The sequence below is a fragment of the Streptomyces sp. NPDC002698 genome, assembly GCF_042888945.1.
Classification (GTDB): domain Bacteria; phylum Actinomycetota; class Actinomycetes; order Streptomycetales; family Streptomycetaceae; genus Streptomyces.
The window spans coordinates 110,724-130,512 of sequence record NZ_JBIAQM010000011.1; the positions used below are offsets into that span (position 1 = coordinate 110,724).

At 72.8% G+C, this 19,789-nt stretch carries 16 protein-coding genes and 1 tRNA gene; 10 read left to right on the forward strand and 7 right to left on the reverse strand.

Translation table 11 applies throughout. The annotated features are described in order from the left end of the window. Positions 1–219 precede the first annotated feature (219 nt). The 5 genes from ACFYW9_RS17930 to ACFYW9_RS17950 all read left to right on the forward strand — a co-directional run bounded on the left by ACFYW9_RS17930 (position 220) and on the right by ACFYW9_RS17950 (position 6,397). The gene (locus tag ACFYW9_RS17930) at positions 220–1,113 is read left to right on the forward strand and encodes an FAD binding domain-containing protein (protein WP_389150837.1); all 894 of its coding nucleotides are present in this window, start codon (positions 220–222) and stop codon (positions 1,111–1,113) included. Beyond that, entirely contained in the window at positions 1,110–2,567 is a 1,458-nt protein-coding gene (locus ACFYW9_RS17935; protein WP_389150840.1) for a 2Fe-2S iron-sulfur cluster-binding protein, read from the forward strand. The genes ACFYW9_RS17930 and ACFYW9_RS17935 overlap by 4 nt, the downstream gene beginning before the upstream one ends. Then, entirely contained in the window at positions 2,564–4,870 is a 2,307-nt protein-coding gene (locus tag ACFYW9_RS17940; protein ID WP_351861887.1) for a molybdopterin cofactor-binding domain-containing protein, read from the forward strand. The genes ACFYW9_RS17935 and ACFYW9_RS17940 overlap by 4 nt, the downstream gene beginning before the upstream one ends. Further along, positions 4,867–5,055: a hypothetical protein gene (locus tag ACFYW9_RS17945; protein ID WP_389150843.1), complete on the forward strand. Its 189-nt coding sequence runs from the start codon at positions 4,867–4,869 to the stop codon at positions 5,053–5,055. The genes ACFYW9_RS17940 and ACFYW9_RS17945 overlap by 4 nt, the downstream gene beginning before the upstream one ends. Positions 5,056–5,230: 175 nt before the next feature. Further along, positions 5,231–6,397: an SUKH-4 family immunity protein gene (locus ACFYW9_RS17950; protein ID WP_389150846.1), complete on the forward strand. Its 1,167-nt coding sequence runs from the start codon at positions 5,231–5,233 to the stop codon at positions 6,395–6,397. Positions 6,398–6,476: 79 nt separating this feature from the next. On the opposite strand, the gene ACFYW9_RS17955 is transcribed toward ACFYW9_RS17950, so the two are convergent. Further along, positions 6,477–6,551 (reverse strand) — tRNA-Cys (locus tag ACFYW9_RS17955). Positions 6,552–6,799: 248 nt separating this feature from the next. On the opposite strand from ACFYW9_RS17955, the gene ACFYW9_RS17960 reads away from it, so the two are divergent. The 4 genes from ACFYW9_RS17960 to ACFYW9_RS17975 all read left to right on the forward strand — a co-directional run bounded on the left by ACFYW9_RS17960 (position 6,800) and on the right by ACFYW9_RS17975 (position 12,406). Continuing rightward, positions 6,800–8,254: an MFS transporter gene (locus ACFYW9_RS17960; protein WP_389150849.1), complete on the forward strand. Its 1,455-nt coding sequence runs from the start codon at positions 6,800–6,802 to the stop codon at positions 8,252–8,254. Positions 8,255–8,511: 257 nt separating this feature from the next. After that, positions 8,512–10,314, forward strand: coding sequence for a DEAD/DEAH box helicase (locus ACFYW9_RS17965; RefSeq protein WP_351861880.1), 1,803 nt, complete (start codon positions 8,512–8,514; stop codon positions 10,312–10,314). Positions 10,315–10,822: 508 nt separating this feature from the next. Beyond that, the gene (locus tag ACFYW9_RS17970; protein WP_326787483.1) at positions 10,823–11,464 is read left to right on the forward strand and encodes a helix-turn-helix domain-containing protein; all 642 of its coding nucleotides are present in this window, start codon (positions 10,823–10,825) and stop codon (positions 11,462–11,464) included. 153 nt (positions 11,465–11,617) lie between these two features. Continuing rightward, positions 11,618–12,406 (forward strand): PDZ domain-containing protein, encoded by a 789-nt coding sequence (locus ACFYW9_RS17975; protein WP_389150853.1) that lies wholly within the window; start codon positions 11,618–11,620, stop codon positions 12,404–12,406. Between the two features lie 45 nt (positions 12,407–12,451). Here ACFYW9_RS17975 and ACFYW9_RS17980 read toward each other — a convergent pair whose 3' ends face one another. The 5 genes from ACFYW9_RS17980 to ACFYW9_RS18000 all read right to left on the reverse strand — a co-directional run bounded on the left by ACFYW9_RS17980 (position 12,452) and on the right by ACFYW9_RS18000 (position 16,743). After that, positions 12,452–13,420, reverse strand: a complete 969-nt coding sequence (locus ACFYW9_RS17980; protein ID WP_389150856.1) for a glycine betaine ABC transporter substrate-binding protein — start codon at positions 13,418–13,420, stop codon at positions 12,452–12,454. Beyond that, positions 13,417–14,283, reverse strand: a complete 867-nt coding sequence (locus ACFYW9_RS17985) for an ABC transporter permease (protein ID WP_351861873.1) — start codon at positions 14,281–14,283, stop codon at positions 13,417–13,419. The genes ACFYW9_RS17980 and ACFYW9_RS17985 overlap by 4 nt, the downstream gene beginning before the upstream one ends. Next, positions 14,280–15,491 carry a betaine/proline/choline family ABC transporter ATP-binding protein gene (locus tag ACFYW9_RS17990; protein ID WP_389151123.1) on the reverse strand — a complete coding sequence of 404 codons (1,212 nt, stop codon included), beginning with the start codon at positions 15,489–15,491 and terminating at the stop codon, positions 14,280–14,282. The genes ACFYW9_RS17985 and ACFYW9_RS17990 overlap by 4 nt, the downstream gene beginning before the upstream one ends. Before the next feature lie 112 nt (positions 15,492–15,603). Continuing rightward, positions 15,604–16,251, reverse strand: a complete 648-nt coding sequence (locus tag ACFYW9_RS17995; RefSeq protein ID WP_389150860.1) for an ABC transporter permease — start codon at positions 16,249–16,251, stop codon at positions 15,604–15,606. A 21-nt stretch (positions 16,252–16,272) separates the two neighbouring features. Beyond that, positions 16,273–16,743 carry an Lrp/AsnC family transcriptional regulator gene (locus tag ACFYW9_RS18000; protein ID WP_037619495.1) on the reverse strand — a complete coding sequence of 157 codons (471 nt, stop codon included), beginning with the start codon at positions 16,741–16,743 and terminating at the stop codon, positions 16,273–16,275. A 122-nt stretch (positions 16,744–16,865) separates the two neighbouring features. On the opposite strand from ACFYW9_RS18000, the gene hppD reads away from it, so the two are divergent. Further along, positions 16,866–18,011: a 4-hydroxyphenylpyruvate dioxygenase gene (gene hppD, locus ACFYW9_RS18005; protein WP_351861867.1), complete on the forward strand. Its 1,146-nt coding sequence runs from the start codon at positions 16,866–16,868 to the stop codon at positions 18,009–18,011. Positions 18,012–18,213: 202 nt separating this feature from the next. On the opposite strand, the gene ACFYW9_RS18010 is transcribed toward hppD, so the two are convergent. Beyond that, positions 18,214–19,713: a tetratricopeptide repeat protein gene (locus ACFYW9_RS18010; RefSeq protein WP_389150865.1), complete on the reverse strand. Its 1,500-nt coding sequence runs from the start codon at positions 19,711–19,713 to the stop codon at positions 18,214–18,216. Between the last annotated feature and the right edge of the window lie 76 nt (positions 19,714–19,789).

Here is a 19,789-nt window from a genome sequence, read left to right on the forward strand (position 1 = left end):
AAGGCCCCCAAGGGTCACCGAAGAGTGATAATCGTCTTCCACCGGTGATGCCGTGCGAAAACAGGCCACATCCCTGGTGAGACGGGCGAATGCCTCCTAGCGGACCCCCGCGTCGAGGGCCCGGGAAGATGTGCCAGAGTTGCCACGTCCGCCCTGTCAGCACGTACCGTACGGCAGCACAGGTGGGACCAGGTGGGGCAGCGGGAAGGGGCAACCGGTTTGACCACGCACGCACCGCAGACGGCGCAGGCCGTGACGCTGCCCGTCTCGCTGGACGAGGCGGTGGCGGCGCTGTCCGCCATGCCCACGGCCGTTCCGGTGGCAGGCGGCACGGACCTCATGGCCGCGGTCAACTCCGGGCAGCTCAGGCCGGCCGCGCTCGTCGGCCTCGGCCGGATCACCGAGATCCGCGGCTGGCAGTACCAGGACGGCCACGCGCTGCTCGGCGCGGGTCTCACGCACGCCCGCATGGGCCGCCCCGACTTCGCCGCCCTGATCCCGGCGCTCGCGGCCGCCGCGCGGGCGGCCGGACCGCCGCAGATCCGCAACGCGGGCACCCTCGGCGGCAACGTCGCCTCGGCCGCCCCCACGGGGGACGCGCTGCCCGTACTGGCCGCCCTCGAAGCCACACTGATCATCGCGGGGCCGGGCGGAGCCCGCCGCGAGATCCCCGTGTCGCACCTGCTCGCCGGCGTGGACATGCTCCGCGGCGGAGAACTCATCGGCTACGTGCGCGTGCCGCTGCTGCACGCCCCGCAGGTCTTCCTGAAGGCCACCGGCCGCACCGGACCCGGGCGTGCCATCGCCTCCGTGGCGGTCGTCCTCGACCCGGCCCGGCGCGGCGTCCGCTGCGCCGTCGGCGCCATAGCGCCCATGCCGCTGCGACCGCTGGACGCCGAGGCCTGGGTGGCCCGGCTCATCGACTGGGACAACAACCGCGCGATCGTCCCGGAGGCGCTGACCGCTTTCGGCGAGTACGTGGCCGCGGCCTGCATCCCGGACCCCGTCCCCGCCGAGGACGGAACCCTCACACCGCTTCCGCCCGCCGTACTGCACCTGCGGCGCACCGTCGCCGCGCTGGCCCGACGAGCACTTGGAAGGGCACTGTCGTGACCGACGACCAGCACGAAGAGGGCGCGTCGCGCGGCGGGAGCCGCTGGGACCCGCTGCCCCAGGGCGACTACGACGACGGGGCCACCGCCTTCGTCAAACTTCCCGAGGGGGGCATCGAGGCCCTCCTCGCCGCCCGGGAGCCGCTCGCCGCGCCCGGACACGGTTATGTGCCCCCGCAGATCGACGTGACCCCCGCCCCGCCCGCGGCGGCGGACCCGGACACCGGCGGAACCTGGGCCGGTCAGGGCGGCAACGCGCAGTGGCCGGATCCCGACGCCGCGCAGCCGCGGGGCGGCGCCCACGACGACCGGTTCACGTACCACCCCGGGTCCACCGGGCAGTGGCAGTTCGACGACGGCGCGGGACAGGGCCGGCCGCAGGGCCCCGGACACGACGTGACCGGGCAGTGGTCCATCCCCCTGGCCGCAGGCGACCTCCCGGACGAATCGGGCGAGTTCACCACGTCGGCGCTCGTCGAGCAGTGGGGCGGCACACCGCCCGCCACGCTCCCCGGCGGCGCGGCCGCGCCCTGGGCCGGCGAGATCGGGCAGCCCTGGACCGCCGACCCGCGCGAAACGGCCGCTGAGGCCCTCGCGGGGCCCGCGGGGCAGTCGGGGGCCGAATCGCCCGCGCAGGCCGCCGAGGGGCCCGCACAGCCCGCCCGTGAGGCCGCCGAGTCCGCCGCCGGCCCCGGGCCGGTGACCGCGGGGACACACGGGGTGGCCGAGCCGGATCCGGCGCACGAGGCCGCCGTGACGGACGACGGGACGCCGGACGAGGACCTCCCGGCCCCGGCCGGACACGACGATCACCCCCTCGCCTCCTACGTCCTGCGCGTCAACGGCGCCGACCGGCCGGTCACGGACGCCTGGGTCGGCGAGTCGCTGCTCTACGTCCTGCGCGAGCGGCTCGGCCTCGCGGGCGCCAAGGACGGCTGCTCGCAGGGCGAGTGCGGCGCCTGCAACGTCCAGGTGGACGGCCGGCTCGTGGCGTCCTGCCTGGTGCCCGGCGTCACCGCCGCCGGCAGCGAGGTGCGCACCGTCGAGGGCCTGGCCGCCGACGGACAGTCCTCCGACGTCCAGCGGGCGCTGGCCAAGTGCGGTGCCGTGCAGTGCGGCTTCTGCGTCCCGGGCATGGCGATGACCCTGCACGACCTGCTGGAGGGCAACCCCGCGCCGACCGAGCTGGAGACCCGCCAGGCCCTGTGCGGCAACCTGTGCCGCTGCTCCGGCTACCGCGGTGTCCTGGACGCCGTGCGCGAGGTCGTCGCCGAACGCGAGGCGCACTCCGCCGCCGCGGCCGAGGCCGCCCCCGAGACGGACACGGCCCGCATCCCGCACCAGGCCGGACCCGGCGCCGGCGGCATCCACCCGTCCGCGTACGAGGACGGCGCCGCCTACGGTTCACCGGCACAGCACGAACAGCCGTACGGCCAGGACGGAGGCCAGGCGTGACCAACCAAGCCGCGACCGCGACACCGGCGGCGCCCGAGACGGGCCCCGAGCCCCTGCCGCACGGGCTGGGCGTCTCGCTGCCCGCCGCCGAGGACCGCGCCAAGACCGAGGGCACGTTCCCCTACGCCGCCGACCTGTGGGCCGAGGGCCTGCTGTGGGCCGCCGTGCTCCGCTCGCCGCACCCGCACGCCCGCATCGTGTCCATCGACACCAGCCACGCGCGCGAGATGCCCGGCGTACGCGCCGTCATCACCCACGAGGACGTGCCCGGCACCCCGCTGCACGGCCGCGGCAGAGCCGACCGTCCGGTGTTCGCCTCCGACGTCGTACGCCACCACGGCGAGCCCATCGCGGCCGTCGCCGCCGACCACCCGGACACCGCGCGGATGGCCGCCGCCGCCGTCATCGTCGAGTACGAGGTCCTCGAACCGGTCACCGACCCGGAGCACGCCTTCGAGGCCGAACCGCTGCACCCCGACGGCAACCTGATCCGGCACATCCCGCTGCGCCACGGCGACCCGGACGCCGTCGGCGAGGTCGTCGTCGAGGGCCAGTACCGCATCGGCCGCCAGGACCCCGCCCCCATCGGCGCCGAGGCCGGACTCGCCGTGCCCCGCCCCGACGGCGGCGTCGAGCTCTACATCGCCTCCACCGACCCGCACAGCGACCGCGACGCGGCCGCCGCCTGCTACGGCCTCGAACCCGCGCGCGTGAAGGTCGTCGTCACGGGCGTCCCCGGAGCCACCGCCGACCGCGAGGACCAGGGCTTCCAGCTCGCGCTCGGCCTGCTCGCCCTGGCGACCGGCTGCCCGGTGAAACTCACCGCCACGCGCGAGGAGTCCTTCCTCGGCCACTCCCACCGGCACCCGACCCTGCTGCGCTACCGGCACCACGCCGACGCCGAGGGCAACCTGGTCAAGGTCGAGGCGCAGATCCTGCTCGACGGGGGCGCCTACGCCGACACCTCCGGCGAGTCGCTGGCCGCCGCGGTCTCCTTCGCCTGCGGCCCGTACGTCGTCCCGAACGCCTTCATCGAGGGCTGGGCCGTCCGCACCAACAACCCGCCCTCGGGCCATGTCCGCGGCGAGGGCGCCCTCCAGGTCTGTGCCGCCTACGAGGCCCAGATGGACAAGCTGGCGAAGAAGCTCGGCGTCGACCCCGCCGAACTGCGCCTGCGCAACGCCATGGCCACCGGCGACGTCCTGCCCACCGGCCAGACGGTGACCTGCCCGGCGCCCGTCGCCGAACTGCTCGAGGCCGTACGCGACTACCCGCTGCCGGCCCTCCCCAAGGACACGCCCGAGGACGAGTGGCTGCTGCCCGGCGGCCCCGAGGGCGCGGGCGAACCCGGTGCCGTGCGCCGCGGTGTCGGCTACGGACTCGGCATGGTGCACATGCTCGGCGCCGAGGGCGCCGACGAGGTCTCGACGGCCACCGTGAAGGTCCACGACGGCGTCGCCACCGTGCTCTGCGCGGCCGTGGAGACCGGCCAGGGCTTCACCACGCTGGCCCGCCAGATCGTCCAGGAGACCCTCGGCATCGACGAGGTGCACGTCGCCCCGGTCGACACCGACCAGCCGCCGGCCGGTCCGAGCTGCCGGGGCCGGCACACCTGGGTGTCCGGCGGAGCGGTGGAGCGCGCGGCCAAGATGGTCCGTACGCAGTTGCTCCAGCCCCTGGCGCACAAGTTCGGCATGTCCACCGAGCTGCTCCAGATCACCGACGGCAAGATCACGTCGTACGACGGGGTCCTGTCGACCACGGTCACCGAGGCGATGGACGGCAAGGAGCTGTGGGCGACCGCGCAGTGCCGCCCGCACCCGACCGAACCGCTGGACGAGGCCGGCCAGGGCGACGCCTTCGTGGGCCTCGCCTTCTGCGCCGTCCGCGCGGTGGTCGACGTCGACATCGAGCTGGGCTCGGTCCGGGTCGTGGAGCTGGCGCTCGCCCAGGACGTCGGCCGGATCCTCAACCCGGCACAGCTCAGGGCCCGCATCGAGGCCGGCGTCACCCAGGGTGTGGGCGCCGCGCTGACCGAGAACCTCCGCACCAACCGCGGCCTGGTCCGCCACCCCGACCTCACCGGCTACGCCCTGCCGACCGCCCTGGACGCGCCCGAGATCCGCATCGTCAAGCTGGTCGAGGAGCGCGACGTCGTCGCCCCCTTCGGCGCCAAGGCGGTCAGCGCGGTGCCGGTCGTGACCTCGCCGGCGGCCATCGCCTCCGCCGTACGGGCGGCCACCGGCCGGCCCGTCAACCGTCTGCCGATCCGCCCGCAGGCGGCCGTGGTGACGGCCTCGTGACCGAGCGGGAGCGGCCGTCCGGCGAACCCTCGCCGGACGGCTCCGCCCCGCCGCTCCTCCCCGGCGCCGAGACCGGGCGGCCGCGGTACGAACCCCCGCCCGGCGTGGGGAAACTGCTGGTCTGGGTGCTGCTGTTCGTGCTGGCGGCCCTGGTCGTCGTCCTGGGCGGCGTCTACCTCACCTGACGCCCGCCGCGGCACCTGAGCGGACGGTTCCGCATCCGCGCGCGGCCCCTTCCGGCGCGTCCCTGGCGTTGTCAGTGGGTCGGCGTATCGTTCTGGTTCGATGGGGAACTGCCGTGGAACCACCGGTCGTTCCCTCCCGGGGGAAGCACGGAGCGTTCACATGCGCGGGGGAGCCATGAGTACGACTGACACCGAGGTCGGCGGCGCGATCACGCTGACCGGCGACGAGCTGGATCCGTTCGTCACGCACCCGGGCACCCGGGACCGGCTCACCGGTCCCGGACTGCCCCCGGACGGCGCGCTGCTCGCCTTCGGCGCCCTGCGCGAGCACGGCCTGCGCACGGTCGCCGACCTGGCGGGCGACGCCGACAAGCTCGCCGGGGAACTGCGCGACCAGCTCGTCATCGGGGCACTGCGCAGCCTCGACCGGGACCTGGAGTCGATCGTGCTCGACGGGAGGACGGGCGAGGTCTCCTCGGCGTACGTCCGGCGGAACCCCGCCCACCTGGACCTCTCGCCCCTGGCGCCCTCCCTGGACGCCCTGCTGCGCTTCGCGGCGGCCACCGAGGAACTGACCCTGTCCCGCGGCCGCTCCGGCCTGTTCGGCCCGAAGGCGGTCGCCCAGGTGTCGGACCGGCTGAGCGCCGTCTTCGAGGGCACCACCGGTGAGGACGTGCCGCCGTACTGGCGTATGGCCGCCCTGATCCGCCCGCTCGCCCGGATCGCCGGCCCCGGCGACGGGCTCGTCCTCGGCCTGCCGAAGAGGCTGCTGGACGAGGAGTTCGGCGCGGGCGTGGTCATGCGTTTCGAGGACGTCGACTTCCCGCCCGCCCTGACGCACGAGCCGACCCGCCGCTTCCTGCGGGAGTCGGGCCTGCCCGAGGACGGTTTCCTCTTCCAGCTCGACACCGAGATGCCGCTTCCGGCCCTCACCGAGTACTACGCGGACGAGCGCCCCGAGGAGTTCCCCGCCGGCCTGCTCCCGGCCGGCGCGGACCGCCTGATACGCCTCGGCCGCCTCCTGGAGGACACGAGCCTGGTGGTGGACGGGGCCACGGGCGCCGTGCTCGCCTGGAGCGAGCCGGACCTGACCCTGCGCCCGCTGAACGCGGACATCTCCACGCTGGCCTTCACCCTCTGGCTCCTGCACCGCGAGAGGTCCGTGGACGCGGCCCACCACCTCAGCGACTCCTACGAACAGCTCGCCGCCACCCTGACCCAGACGCTCGCCACCGTCGATCCCGGCGCCTGCGACCACACACCGGCCCACCCGGGCGACGACGGCCGCCGCCACTGGCCGGAGATATTCGAGGACCGGTCGGTCGGCATGCTGTACGCCTAGCGGCCCCGGCCGCCCGGTGACCGGGCGACCGGGCGGAAAACAGATCGGCCGCCCCGAACCGGGACGGCCGACCCCTGCGTGGAGACCGTGGCGGGATTCGAACCCACGTAACTCGAGTTGCAGTCGAGCCCCTGAACCACTCGGGCACACGGTCGTTCTCAGGTGCGGCACGGCTCACTCGTTCCGAACCTGATGGGAAGACCGTAGGCGGCGTGCCGGAAGGGGCTCAAGGGTTCCGGGGCGGCCGCAACGCGACTGCCACACGCCGTTCACGAACGGCGGCGCGACCCGCCGGGAACGGGGCCGGGGACGGCCCGGGGAGTGGTCCTAGGTCCAAAGGACCGCTTGATCACCGTCTGCCGACAGGAGTCAAGGAAAGCTGCGCACCTTACGCTGACCGGCATGACAGCAGTGGAAGCGAGCGAGGTCGCGACGGTTTCGCCCGAGGGCGACGACAGCGGCGGGGTGCTCAGCCGGGCCCACCGGGCGCTCACCGTCGGGATCGTGTCCGTGGTGCTGGTCATCGCGTTCGAGGCGACGGCCGTGGGCACGGCGATGCCCGTCGCCGCGCGGGACCTCGACGGGATCGCCCTGTACGCGTTCGCGTTCTCCGGCTACTTCACGACGAGCCTGTTCGGGATGGTGCTCGCCGGGCAGCTGTCCGACCGCGGCGGGCCACTGACCTCGCTGGCCTCGGGCATCGGCGCGTTCGCGGCGGGACTGCTGCTGTCCGGGACGGCCGGCGGGATGTGGACGTTCATCCTCGGGCGGGCCGTCCAGGGACTGGGCGGCGGGCTCGTCATCGTCGCGCTGTACGTCGTGGTCGGGCGGGCCTACCCGCAGCGGCTGCGGCCCGCGATCATGGCCGCGTTCGCGGCGGCCTGGGTGGTGCCGTCCGTGGTCGGACCGCTCGCCGCGGGCGCGGTCACCGAGCACCTCGGCTGGCGCTGGGTCTTCATCGGGATCCCGGCGCTGGTCGGTGTTCCGCTCGCGCTCGCGCTGCCGCAGATACGGCGGCGGGCGTCCGGGCCCGCCCGGGCGGGCGCCCGCGCGCCGCTGGACCGGCGGCGCATCCGGCTGGCGTTCGGGATCGCGCTGGGCGCGGGGCTGCTCCAGTACGCGGCCCAGGATCTGCGCCCGCTCTCCCTCGTGCCCGCCGCTGCCGGTGCCGCGCTGCTCGTCCCGGCCGTGCGCGGGCTGCTGCCCCGCGGCACCTGCCGGGCGGCCCGCGGGCTGCCCTCCGTGGTGCTGCTGCGCGGGGTCTCCGCCGGTGCCTTCATCGCCGCCGAGTCCTTCGTGCCGCTGATGCTGGTCACCCAGAGGGGACTGTCGCCGACGCTCGCCGGGCTCTCGCTCGCGGCCGGCGGCGGGACCTGGGCGCTGGGTTCCTGGGTACAGGCGCGGCCGCGCGTGGAGCCGTACCGGGACCGTCTGATGTTTCTCGGCATGCTGCTGGTCGCGGCGGCCGTCGCCGCCGCGCCGAGCGTGCTGATCCCCGCCGTGCCGGTGTGGACCGTCGCCGTCGCCTGGGGGTTCGGCTGCTTCGGCATGGGCCTGGTGCTCGCCTCGACCAGCGTGCTGCTGCTCCAGCTCTCGGCCCCCGAGGAGGCCGGCGCCAACTCGGCCGCCCTGCAGATCTCCGACGCCCTGTCCAACGTGCTGCTGCTCGCCCTCGGCGGAGCCGCCTTCGCGGCCCTGGGCGGCGGCGCGGTCGCCGGCGCGGCCACCGTCGCGACCTCCGGCGCCCACCCCTCCCACCCGGCCGCCTTCGCCGCGGTGTTCCTGCCGATGGCGGGGGTGGCACTGCTGGGGGCATGGGTGACCACACGTCTGCGGGAACCGGCGGGAACAGGCTGACGGGACCCTCGGCGACGGCTCGTGCGGCACCTCGTGCCGAGGGCCGCCCGAGACGCCGGTGGTGCGTGCGGGTGATCTGTGACGTCAGTCCCATCCACCGCCGGCCCGGCCTCGTCCGCGCGTCGTCGTGGGCCGGGCGCCGGTAGGGTGGCCCGGTTGTCATACGTAGCCGAGCCGCCCGCGCGCCTGCCGTCACGCCCGTTCGACGCGCCGCGCACGGACCCGGACGCTCCCAATCGACACCCAGACCGGAGACCGTGACTACCACCGCCGCCAGCGCCTCCTCGCACACCCACCACCTCTCGCCCGCGTTCCCCGGACGAGCCCCCTGGGGTACCGCCAACAAGCTGCGCGCCTGGCAGCAGGGGGCGATGGAGAGGTACATCCAGGAGCAGCCGCGCGACTTCCTCGCCGTAGCCACCCCCGGCGCCGGCAAGACGACGTTCGCCCTGACCCTCGCGTCCTGGCTGCTGCACCACCACGTCGTGCAGCAGGTGACCGTCGTCGCGCCGACCGAGCATCTGAAGAAGCAGTGGGCCGAGGCGGCCGCGCGGGTGGGGATCAAGCTCGATCCCGAGTACAGCGCCGGACCCCTCAGCAAGGAGTACCAGGGCGTCGCCGTCACGTACGCCGGTGTCGGGGTGCGGCCGATGCTCCACCGCAACCGCTCCGAGCAGCGCAAGACCCTCGTCATCCTCGACGAGATCCACCACGCCGGAGACAGCAAGTCGTGGGGCGAGGCCTGCCTGGAGGCGTTCGAGCCCGCCACCCGCCGGCTCGCGCTCACCGGTACGCCCTTCAGGTCCGACACCAACCCCATCCCCTTCGTGACGTACGAAGAGGGCAACGACGGCATCCGGCGGTCCTCGGCCGACTACACGTACGGCTACGGCAACGCGCTGGCCGACCACGTCGTGCGGCCCGTCATCTTCCTCTCCTACAGCGGCAACATGCGCTGGCGCACCAAGGCGGGCGACGAGATCGCCGCCCGCCTCGGCGAGCCGATGACCAAGGACGCCATCAGCCAGGCCTGGCGCACCGCGCTCGACCCGCGCGGCGAGTGGATGCCGAGCGTGCTGCGCGCCGCCGACCAGCGCCTCACCGAGGTGCGCAAGGGCATCCCGGACGCCGGGGCGCTCGTCATCGCCTCGGACCAGGACTCCGCGCGCGCGTACGCCAAGCTGATCCGCGAGATCACCGGTACCAAGGCGACCCTCGTGCTCTCCGACGACACCGGGGCCTCGAAGCGGATCGACGACTTCGCGGCGAGCAACGACCGGTGGATGGTCGCCGTCCGCATGGTGTCCGAGGGCGTCGACGTGCCGCGCCTGGCCGTCGGCGTGTACGCCACCACCATCTCGACCCCCCTCTTCTTCGCCCAGGCCGTCGGCCGTTTCGTACGGTCCCGCAGACGCGGCGAGACGGCTTCCGTGTTCCTGCCGACCGTCCCCGACCTCCTCACCTTCGCCAACGAGATGGAGGTCGAGCGCGACCACGCCCTCGACAAGCCCAAGAAGGAGGGCGAGGAGGACCCGTACGCCGAGTCCGAGAAGGAGATGGAGGAGGCGAACAAGGAGCAGGACGAGGACACCGGCGAGCAGGAGCAGTTCTCCTTCGAGGCGCTGGAGTCCGAGGCCGTCTTCGACCGGGTCCTCTACGACGGCGCCGAGTTCGGCATGCAGGCCCACCCGGGAAGCGCGGAGGAGCAGGACTACCTCGGCATCCCCGGACTCCTCGAACCCGACCAGGTCCAGCTCCTGCTCCAGAAGCGGCAGGCCCGGCAGATCGCGCACAGCCGCAAGAAGCCGGCCGAGGAGGCGGACCTCCTCGAACTTCCCGCCGAGCGCCGCCCGGTCGTCTCCCACAAGGAGATGCTGGAACTGCGCAAGCAGCTCAACACCATGGTCGGCGCGTACGTCCACCAGAGCGGCAAGCCGCACGGCGTGATCCACACCGAGCTGCGCCGCGTCTGCGGCGGTCCGCCGAGCGCGGAGGCCACGGCCGGACAGCTCCGCCAGCGGATAGCCAAGGTCCAGGAGTGGGCCACCCGGATGCGCTGACGTCGGCGCGACGGAGCGTACGGACGCGGTGGTGCCGGCGGGGAACCGGGGAGCGTGCCCGGGGCGTCCCACCGTCGGGACGACGGGGTGAGCCGATCGCCTCCGCGGCCGGCGGCGGTATCCGGAACCCGTGCCGCGGGCCGCCGAAGCCGTACCGGGGGCGTGCCGTGTTCGGACCGGCGTGCGCCGTGGCCCGTGCGCTGCGTATACGAGCGGTGTACGCCGTGTTGTGCGCGCCCCGCGTTCCAGGACAAACGGAATCACTTCGCACCGGCCGATGCCCGGATTCTGGACGGAGGCTTCCGCTCAGCGGACCTGCTCGCTACTGTCCGGCTACGCACACGCCCCGTGGCAGCGCCGCCGCGGAGCGCAGCCGTGAAGCGACCGCGGCCCGGGAACAGCCCGGGGCGCCTGCCGACCGGCGGCCTCTGAAGCGCGTCGCCGACGGGACTCGGTGCCGCATCCGCCGTACGAAGGCCGTCGACCTCACCACTAAGGAGTGGGCGTCGTGACCGCGGAGACCTCCCAGACGCTCGACCGGGGACTGCGGGTCCTCAAGCTGCTCGCCGACACCGATCACGGGCTGACCGTCACCGAGCTCTCGAACAAACTGGGCGTCAACCGGACCGTGGTGTACCGGTTGCTCGCCACGCTGGAGCAGCACGCTCTCGTACGCCGTGATCTGGGCGGCCGTGCCCGGGTCGGACTCGGCGTGCTGCGTCTGGGCCGCCAGGTGCACCCGCTGGTCCGGGAGGCCGCGTTGCCCGCGCTGCGGGCGCTGGCCGAGGACATAGGCGCGACGGCTCATCTGACCCTGGTCGACGGGACGGAGGCGCTCGCCGTCGCGGTCGTCGAGCCGACGTGGACGGACTATCACGTCGCCTACCGCGCCGGTTTCCGGCACGCCCTGGACCGGGGGGCCGCGGGCCGCGCGATCCTCGCCGCCCGGCAGGCGCCGGTGGGGGAGCCCGGATACACGCTCACCCATGGAGAGCTGGAGGCCGGAGCGTGCGGGGCCGCGGCGCCGCTGGTCGGGGTGACGGGGGTCGAGGGCAGCGTGGGCGTGGTCATGCTGGCGGACGCCGTGCCGGAGCGGGTCGGCCCGCGCGTGGTCGACGCGGCCCGTGAGGTGGCGGACGCCCTGCGCTGACCGGGCCCGGGCGGCCGCTCCGGACCCGGACCGAAGCCCGACGGGCCCCGAACCCCTGTGCGGGCCCGGTCCGTGACCCCGGGCCCGGGGTCCTGCGCGGAGGCCGTCGGACCTGTCGGAGGTTCCGCCGGGTGGTGACGTTAGATTGACCCCGTGCTCTCTCGCCTCACGCGCCCCCAAGCCGTCGCCGTCTGCGCCTTCCCCGTCGTGGCCCTGCTCGCCACGGCGGTGTTCGCGCCGCTGCCGTTCTCCCTGGCGCAGCCCGGTCTGACGGCGAACGTCCTCGGCGAGAACAGGGGCGAGCCGGTGATCACCATCAGCGGGGCGCCCACCCGGAACACCAGCGGACAGCTGCGGATGACGACGATCGAGGCCACCGGCCCGGACGCGAGCGTCTCCCTCGGTGACGTGCTCAGCGCCTGGTTCGCCACGGACAAGGCCGTGATGCCCCGCGACTCGGTGTACCCGAGCGGCGGCAGCGTCAAGGAGATCGAGCGGCACAACGCGAACGAGATGAAGGAGTCCCAGGACAGCGCCACCGAGGCGGCCCTGGGGTATCTGCACGAGAAGGGCGACGTCAAGGTCACGCTCAAGCTCGCCGACGTCGGCGGACCGAGCGCCGGACTGCTCTTCTCGCTCGGGATCGTCGACAAGCTGGACGGCGACGGCAGCGGCGGCGACCTCACGGGCGGCCGGGTCGTCGCGGGCACGGGAACGATCGACGCCGACGGCAAGGTCGGCGCGGTCGGCGGCGTCAGCCTCAAGACGCAGGCGGCCCGCCGTGACGGCGCGACCGTGTTCCTGGTTCCGAAGGCGGAGTGCTCGGACGCGAAGGCGGAGTTGCCGAAGGGGCTCCGGCTGATCCCGGTGACCGACCTCGACGGAGCGGTGAACGCCCTGGTGGCCCTGGAGAGGAACAAGGGCTCGGTCCCGAGCTGCTGAGGCCTTCCGGCCGGGAGCGCGGCCGGCCGGCACGGGCTCGCCGGGTCAGTCCTGCTTGACGAAGCCCTCCTGCGTCATCCAGTCCAGCGCCACCTCGTGCGGGTCCTGGCCCTGGACGTCCACCTTCGCGTTCAGGTCCTGTGCCACCGTGTTGTTCAGCTTCTTCGTGACCGGCTCGATGACCTCGGCGATCTGCGGATACTTCTTCAGGGCCTTGGAGTTGATGACGGGCGCGGCGTTGTAGTTGGGGAAGAACTTCTTGTCGTCCTTCATCAACACCAGGTTCATCGACTTGATGCGCCCGTCGGTGGTGAACACCTCCCCGTACGTACAACTCCCCTTCTGCACCTGGGTGTAGATGATCCCGGTGTCCATCTGCGTGATGTTCTTCGCGGGGATGTCCATTCCGTACGCCTTCTCCATGCCCGGCAGTCCGTCGGCCCGGTTGGCGAACTCGCTCTCCACGCACAGGGTGACGGCGCCCGGGTCCGATTTCGACAGCGCGGCCACGTCGGACAGCGTCGTGGTGCCGTACTTCTTGAAGTTGGCCTGGTTCATGGCGAGCGCGTAGGTGTTGTTGAGGGCGGACGGCGGCAGCCAGGTGACCCCGTTCTTCGGGTCGGCGTCGTGCACGGCCTGCCACTGCTCCTGCGGGTCCGGGATCGGCTCGCTGTTGCCGAGATAGGTGATCCACGCGGTGCCCGTGTACTCGTACATGGCGTCCGCGTCACCGTTCTTGATGGCCTCGCGCGCGCCGATCGATCCCTGGATGCCGGTGCGGTCGATCACCTTCGCGCCCGCCCCCTGGAACGCGATGCCCATGATCGCGCCGAGGATCAGCTGCTCGGTGAACTCCTTCGACGCCACCGTGAGAGTGGCGCCCTTCAGCGGCTCGCCCTGCCCGATGGACCCGGGCTCGAGGTTGTCGGTCATGGGGGAGCCGCTGGTCAGCCCGCACGCGGACGCCAGGACGAGGACGGCGGCCAGGGCCGCGCGGGCGCGCGCCCCGCTCATGTCCCCACCTCCAGCCCGCGCGGCCTCAGCAGCAGTTCCGCCAGCGACGCCAGCCAGTCGACGAGGAGCGCGAGGGCGACGGTGAGGATCGCGCCGAGGACCAGGACCGGCATGCGCTGGGTGGTGATGCCCGTGGTGATCAGGACGCCGAGGCCGCCGCCTCCGCCGAACGTGGCCAGCGTCGCGGTGCCCACGTTCAGGACGAGCGCCGTACGGACGCCGGCGAGGATCAGCGGTACGGCCAGCGGCAGTTCCACCCGGGTGAGCACGCCCAGCGGTGACATGCCGATGCCGCGCGCCGCCTCCAGCAGGGTCGGGTCGTTGGCCTTCAGTCCGGTGATCGTGTTGGACAGGACCGGCAGGATCGCGTAGATCGTGATGCCGATCAGGGCCGACTTCTCGCCGGTGCCGAGCCAGATCACGAGCAGGGCCAGCAAGCCGATCGCCGGGGTCGCCTGCCCCATGTTGGCGACCGTCATCGCGATCGGCGTCAGCTTCCTGAAGGCCTTGCGGGTCAGCAGGATGCCCAGCGGAATGGCGATGATCAGCACGAAGAACGTGGAGATCACCGTCAGCTGGATGTGCTGCCACAGGGCCTTGGACACCTGGCCGTTCGACAGGGCGTTCTCGGAGATCGCGTCGAGGTCGGCCTGCTGGAACCAGATCCAGGTGGCCAGCAGCAGAGCGATCAGCACGGCGGGCAGGAAGGTCAGCTTCTGCCAGCTGATCCGCCGCTTCGGGGGCGCGTGCGGCGGCGGGGCTTCCCGCTCGCCCGCGCCGTCCCCCTCGCTGTCGTCGCGGAAGGCGACCCCCTTGACCTCGTGCTCGCCCTCGGGACGCCGGGCCGCGGGCGGCGTGCTCACGCTTTCGCCTCCCCGCCGTCGACGCCCTCCTGCTCGAACTGGGTCTGGTGGGCGCGCGCCTCCTCCAGTTCGTGCTGGTGCTCCAGGGCCTCCAGCCGGTCGGCCTCCAGGAGTTCGTGCACGGAGTTCATCAGGGTCTCCATGTCGACCACCCCGGTGTACTCGCCGCGCCGCCCGGTCACCGGGACCCGGCCCGAGTTGTCCGTGAGCACCGCCTCCAGGGCGTCCCGCAGGGTGGCGTCCCTGGTCACCGTGTCGTGCACCAGCGTGCCCGCCCGCGCGAGCGAGCCCTTGGCCCGCATCAGATCGCCGCGCCGCAGCCACTTGTAGGGGCGGCGCCGCTTGTCGAGCAGCAGGATCTCGTTCGTACCGCTGGAACGGAGCTTGCCGAAGATCTCCTGGAGGGGATCGTCGACGGTGACCGTCGGATAGTCGGTGATCTCCACATCCCGTACGCGGCTGAGGTTGAGCCGCTTCAGGGCGGCGCCCGCGCCCACGAACCCCGACACGAAGTCGTCGGCCGGGTTGGTGAGGATCGCCTCCGGGGTGTCGAACTGCGCGATGTGCGAGTGCTCGCGCAGCACCGCGATCCGGTCGCCGAGCTTGATGGCCTCGTCGAAGTCGTGCGTCACGAAGACGATCGTCTTGTGCAGCTCGTGCTGGAGCCGGATCAGCTCGTCCTGGAGATGGTCGCGGGTGATCGGGTCCACCGCTCCGAACGGCTCGTCCATGAGCAGGACGGGCGGGTCCGCGGCCAGCGCCCGCGCCACCCCCACGCGCTGCTGCTGACCGCCGGAAAGCTGGCGCGGATAGCGGCCCTGGAACTCGCCCGGGTCGAGCCCGACCAGGTCCAGCATCTCCTCGACCCGCGCCTTGATGCGGCCCTTCGGCCAGCCGGTCATCTTCGGCACGAGCGCGATGTTCTGGGCGACCGTCATGTGGGGGAAGAGGCCGGACGACTGGATGGCGTACCCGACCTTGCGGCGGAGCTTCACCGGGTCCATGTCGGTGACGTCCTCGCCGCCGATCCGGATGCGGCCGCCGCTCGGCTCGATCAGCCGGTTGATCATCTTCAGGGTGGTCGACTTGCCGCAGCCGGAAGGGCCGACGAAGACGACGAGCTCACCCGCCTTGATCTCCATGTTGACGCTGTCGACGGCGGCGTCGCGGCTGCCGGGGTAGCGCTTGGTGAGGTTCTCCAGCTCGATGGTGGCGCCCGTGGTGGACGAGGTGCTCCCGCGCGCGCCGCCGCCGCTGCCGCCGCCCGGCGCACCGGCGGGGCCCTCGGCGTGCGCGGGGCCCTTCGAGGTCTCTGCGGTCTCAGGCACGGATCCCCCTGGGGATGGTCAGCCTGCCGAGCAGGACGTAGGCGGCGTCGAAGAGCAGCGCGAGGATGATGATCCCGACCGTGCCCGCGAGCACCTGGTTGAGCGCGTTCTTGCTGCCCAGCGAGCTGATGCCGCGGAAGATCTCGTTGCCGAGGCCGGGCCCGGAGGCGTAGGCCGCGATGGCCGCGATGCCCATCAGCATCTGGGTGGAGATCCGGATACCGGTCAGGATCGGCGGCCAGGCCAGCGGCAGTTCGACCCGTATCAGGCGCGACGTCCGCGACATGCCGATACCCCTGGCCGCGTCCACCAGCGAGGGATCGACACCGCGCAGGCCGACGATCGAGTTGCGCACGATCGGCAGCAGCCCGTACAGCGTCAGGGCGATCACGGTCGGCGGGACGCCCAGGCCCACGATCGGGATCAGCAGACCGATCATGGCCAGCGAGGGGATCGTCAGAATCGCGGAGGTCGTCGTGGTGGCGAGGTTGCCCGCCCAGTCGCTGCGGTAGGTGACGACACCGATCACCACGCCGATGACGGTCGCCACGACCATGCACTGGAAGACCGCGCTCGCGTGTTGGTAGGCGTCCGTGAGGAGCTGTTCGTGGCGGCTGCCCAGGTACTGCCAGAAGTTCACGCCATCACCCCGCTCCTCGGTTCAGCGCTCGGTCGCCGCCTGTTCCACGAGCGGGATGATCCGCAGTGGGACCGGGTTCTCCATGACGATCGCCGTGGAGGCCCGGACGATGCCATCAAAACCGACAACCCGGTCGATCACCCGTTGGAGATCGGCGTTCGAACGGGCCACCAGCCGGCACAGCATGTCCCCGCTGCCGGTCGTCGTGTGCAGCTCCAGCACCTCGGGCACGGTCGTCAAGTGGGCTCGTACGTCCGCCCCTTGACCCTGCCGGATCTGGAGCGTGGCGAACGCCGTGACCGGGTAGCCGAGCGCCGCCGGGTCGACCTGCGGACCGAAGCCCCGGATGACTCCGTTCGACTGAAGACGGTCCAGCCGGGCCTGCACCGTCCCCCGTGCGACCCCCAGCCGCCGCGACATCTCCAGGACCCCGATACGCGGCTCCTTCGCCAGCAGCACCAGCAGCCGCCCGTCCAGATGATCGATCGCCATGCGGGCCTCCGAGGTGGTCATCATGTACAGAAAGCCCGCTGTCCCGGGTCTCTCACTGCACACATTGTTCAGTCGACAGGCGAACTATTGCGCACCTTGCGGAACGGAGGGAGCCTGCGGCCATGACGCAGACCACACACCACACTCCCGACACCGCCCGGCAGGCCGATCCCTTCCCGGTCAAGGGAATGGACGCGGTCGTCTTCGCCGTCGGCAACGCCAAGCAGGCCGCGCACTACTACTCCACGGCCTTCGGCATGCGGCTCGTCGCGTACTCCGGACCGGAGAACGGCAGCCGCGAGACGGCGTCGTACGTCCTCGAGAACGGCTCGGCGCGCTTCGTGTTCACCTCGGTGATCAAGCCCGCCACCACCTGGGGCCACTTCCTGGCCGAACACGTGGCCGAGCACGGCGACGGCGTCGTCGACCTGGCCATCGAGGTCCCCGACGCGCGCGCCGCCCACGCGTACGCCGTCGAGCACGGCGCCCGCTCGATCGCCGAGCCGTACGAGATGAAGGACGAGAACGGCACGGTCGTCCTCGCCGTCATCGCCACGTACGGCAAGACCCGCCACACGCTCGTCGAGCGGTCCGGCTACGACGGCCCCTACCTGCCCGGGTACGTGGCCGCCGCCCCGATCGTCGAGCCGCCCGCCAAGCGCACCTTCCAGGCCATCGACCACTGCGTCGGCAACGTCGAGCTCGGCCGGATGAACGAGTGGGTCGGCTTCTACAACAAGGTCATGGGCTTCACGAACATGAAGGAGTTCGTGGGCGACGACATCGCGACCGAGTACAGCGCGCTGATGTCGAAGGTCGTCGCCGACGGCACGCTCAAGGTCAAGTTCCCGATCAACGAGCCCGCCATCGCCAAGAAGAAGTCCCAGATCGACGAGTACCTGGAGTTCTACGGCGGCGCGGGTGTCCAGCACATCGCGCTGAACACGAACGACATCGTCGCGACCGTGCGGGCCATGCGCGCGGCCGGTGTCCAGTTCCTCGACACCCCCGACTCCTACTACGACACGCTCGGCGAGTGGGCCGGCGACACCCGCGTCCCCGTCGACACCCTGCGCGAGCTGAAGATCCTCGTCGACCGCGACGAGGACGGCTATCTGCTCCAGATCTTCACCAAGCCGGTCCAGGACCGTCCGACCGTCTTCTTCGAGATGATCGAGCGGCACGGCTCGATGGGCTTCGGCAAGGGCAACTTCAAGGCCCTCTTCGAGGCGATCGAGCGCGAGCAGGAGAAGCGCGGCAACCTCTGAGGCCCCGGACGGGCCTTCCTCGAAGGCCCCTCGGGCCCCACGTGTCCGGGGGACGCCGCATCGGCGTCCCCCGGACACGTTTTTCGTACCGGTGCTCTTCGTACCGGTACTTTCCTGCGGGTGTGCAGTGCGCCGAGGTCCGCCCCGGGGCGGCTTGCGGCGCCGGAGGGGTGACCGGCGGCGCCTTCGTGTCCTCGTCCCCCTACTCCTCCGCCGGGCCCCCGGCAGCCGGCTCGCCCAGCGCGGCCAGCGCCTCCCGGGCCGCGGGCACCAGCAGCGGCGAGAAGTAGGGATTGATCCGCAACGCCTCGGTGAGGTGACGGCGGGCCGGACCGGACAGCCCCAGATCACGCTCGATCTGCCCCCGGTGGTACGCGTACAGCGCGCTGCGCACACCGCCCCCGTGCTCCTTGTCCGTGGCCCGCACGGCGAAGCCGAGCGCCTCCCGGTCGTCCCCGGCGCGGTGCAGCGCCCAGCCCAGCGCGTCCGCCACCGCGATGCCCGGCCGCCGCTGCCACGCGGCGCGCAGCTCCATCACGGCGGCCCGCGGGTCGCCGTGATCCGCCTCGAAGAGCCCGAGGACCGGCTCGTCGTCCACACCCGCGGCACCGTCCCGCCGCACCAGGTCCCGCAGCAGGCCGTACCGCGCGCGCGCCTCCGCGCCGAGCCCGAGACTGTCGTACAGCTCACCCAGCTCCAGCGCGTGACGCAGCACGGGCCGCTTTGCGAGCGCCGCCCGGTACGCGCGCAGCGCTTCCGGCACGCGCCCCAGCGCCGCCAGCGCGCGCCCCTGCCCGGCCAGGGCGTCGTACGCGTCGGCGTCGGTGCTCACCGCGGCCCGGTAGTGATCCAGGGACGCCCGGCGGTCGCCGCGTTCCCACGCCAGGTCTCCGCCCTGCGTGAGAAAGGCCGCCTGCTCGGACGGGGTGGCCGCGCCCGCCGCCGCGTCCGAGATCGCCGCCGCCGCGTCCTCGCGCCGCCCGCGGTCCCGGTACACGCGCGACGCGACGGCCTGCGCCGCCGGCCCGGAACGCAGGGCCAGCAGCTTGCCGAGGGCCCGGTCCACGGCCTTGTGGTCACCGAGCCCCGTGTACGCGTCGATGAGCGCCGGATACGTCGTCCACCGCTTCGGCGCCGCCTTCGAGGCGGCCTCGCCCCACCGCTTCGCGGCCCGGAAGTCGCCCCGCGCGCCCGCGAGGGAGGCGAGCCCCTCCAGCGCCGCCACGTTGCCCGCGGGCCGCAGCCGCAGCGAGGTGCGCAGCGCCTTCTCGGCCTTCGGATAGGACGCGTTCGCCGCCGTCCGCCGGGCCCGCTCCGTGTACGCGACACCCAGCACGGCCCACGACACGTCGTCGCGCGGACGGGCCCGCACCCGGGACTCGCGGTCGTCGATGAGCGCGGCGAGATCGGACAGCGCCGCGGGCGCCCCGGCTCCCACCGCGCTCACCGCCCGCGCCGCCGCACCCGGGGCGGGCCGCGGTGCCCCGCCCCCGCCCGCCGAGGGCAGCAGCACCAGCACACCGCCGAGCACGGCACAGCCGGCGACCGCCGCGAGCAGCGGGCGACGGGCGAGCGGAGAGCGACGCGGGCCGGTGGGCTCCCCGGACCGCTCGCCGACAAGCTCCTCGGACCGCGGACCGCCGGGCACCGGGTGCCCGGACCCGGACCCGGCCGGCACCGGCTGTCGCTCTTCGATCTCCATGCCGTTCACTGTGCGTCAACACGAAGACCGCGCCCCGGCACACGAAGCCCCGCGCGAATGGGGTTCACACCGATGG

Excerpts from the sequence above, each read along its gene's own strand:
- ACFYW9_RS18010 (WP_389150865.1), bottom strand. The coding sequence starts at position 19,713 with ATGGAGATCGAAGAGCGACAGCCGGTGCCGGCCGGGTCCGGGTCCGGG.
- ACFYW9_RS18000 (WP_037619495.1), bottom strand. The coding sequence starts at position 16,743 with ATGGCGATCGATCATCTGGACGGGCGGCTGCTGGTGCTGCTGGCGAAG.
- ACFYW9_RS17980 (WP_389150856.1), bottom strand. The coding sequence starts at position 13,420 with ATGAGCGGGGCGCGCGCCCGCGCGGCCCTGGCCGCCGTCCTCGTCCTG.
- hppD (WP_351861867.1), top strand. The coding sequence starts at position 16,866 with ATGACGCAGACCACACACCACACTCCCGACACCGCCCGGCAGGCCGAT.
- ACFYW9_RS17950 (WP_389150846.1), top strand. The coding sequence starts at position 5,231 with ATGAGTACGACTGACACCGAGGTCGGCGGCGCGATCACGCTGACCGGC.
- ACFYW9_RS17960 (WP_389150849.1), top strand. The coding sequence starts at position 6,800 with ATGACAGCAGTGGAAGCGAGCGAGGTCGCGACGGTTTCGCCCGAGGGC.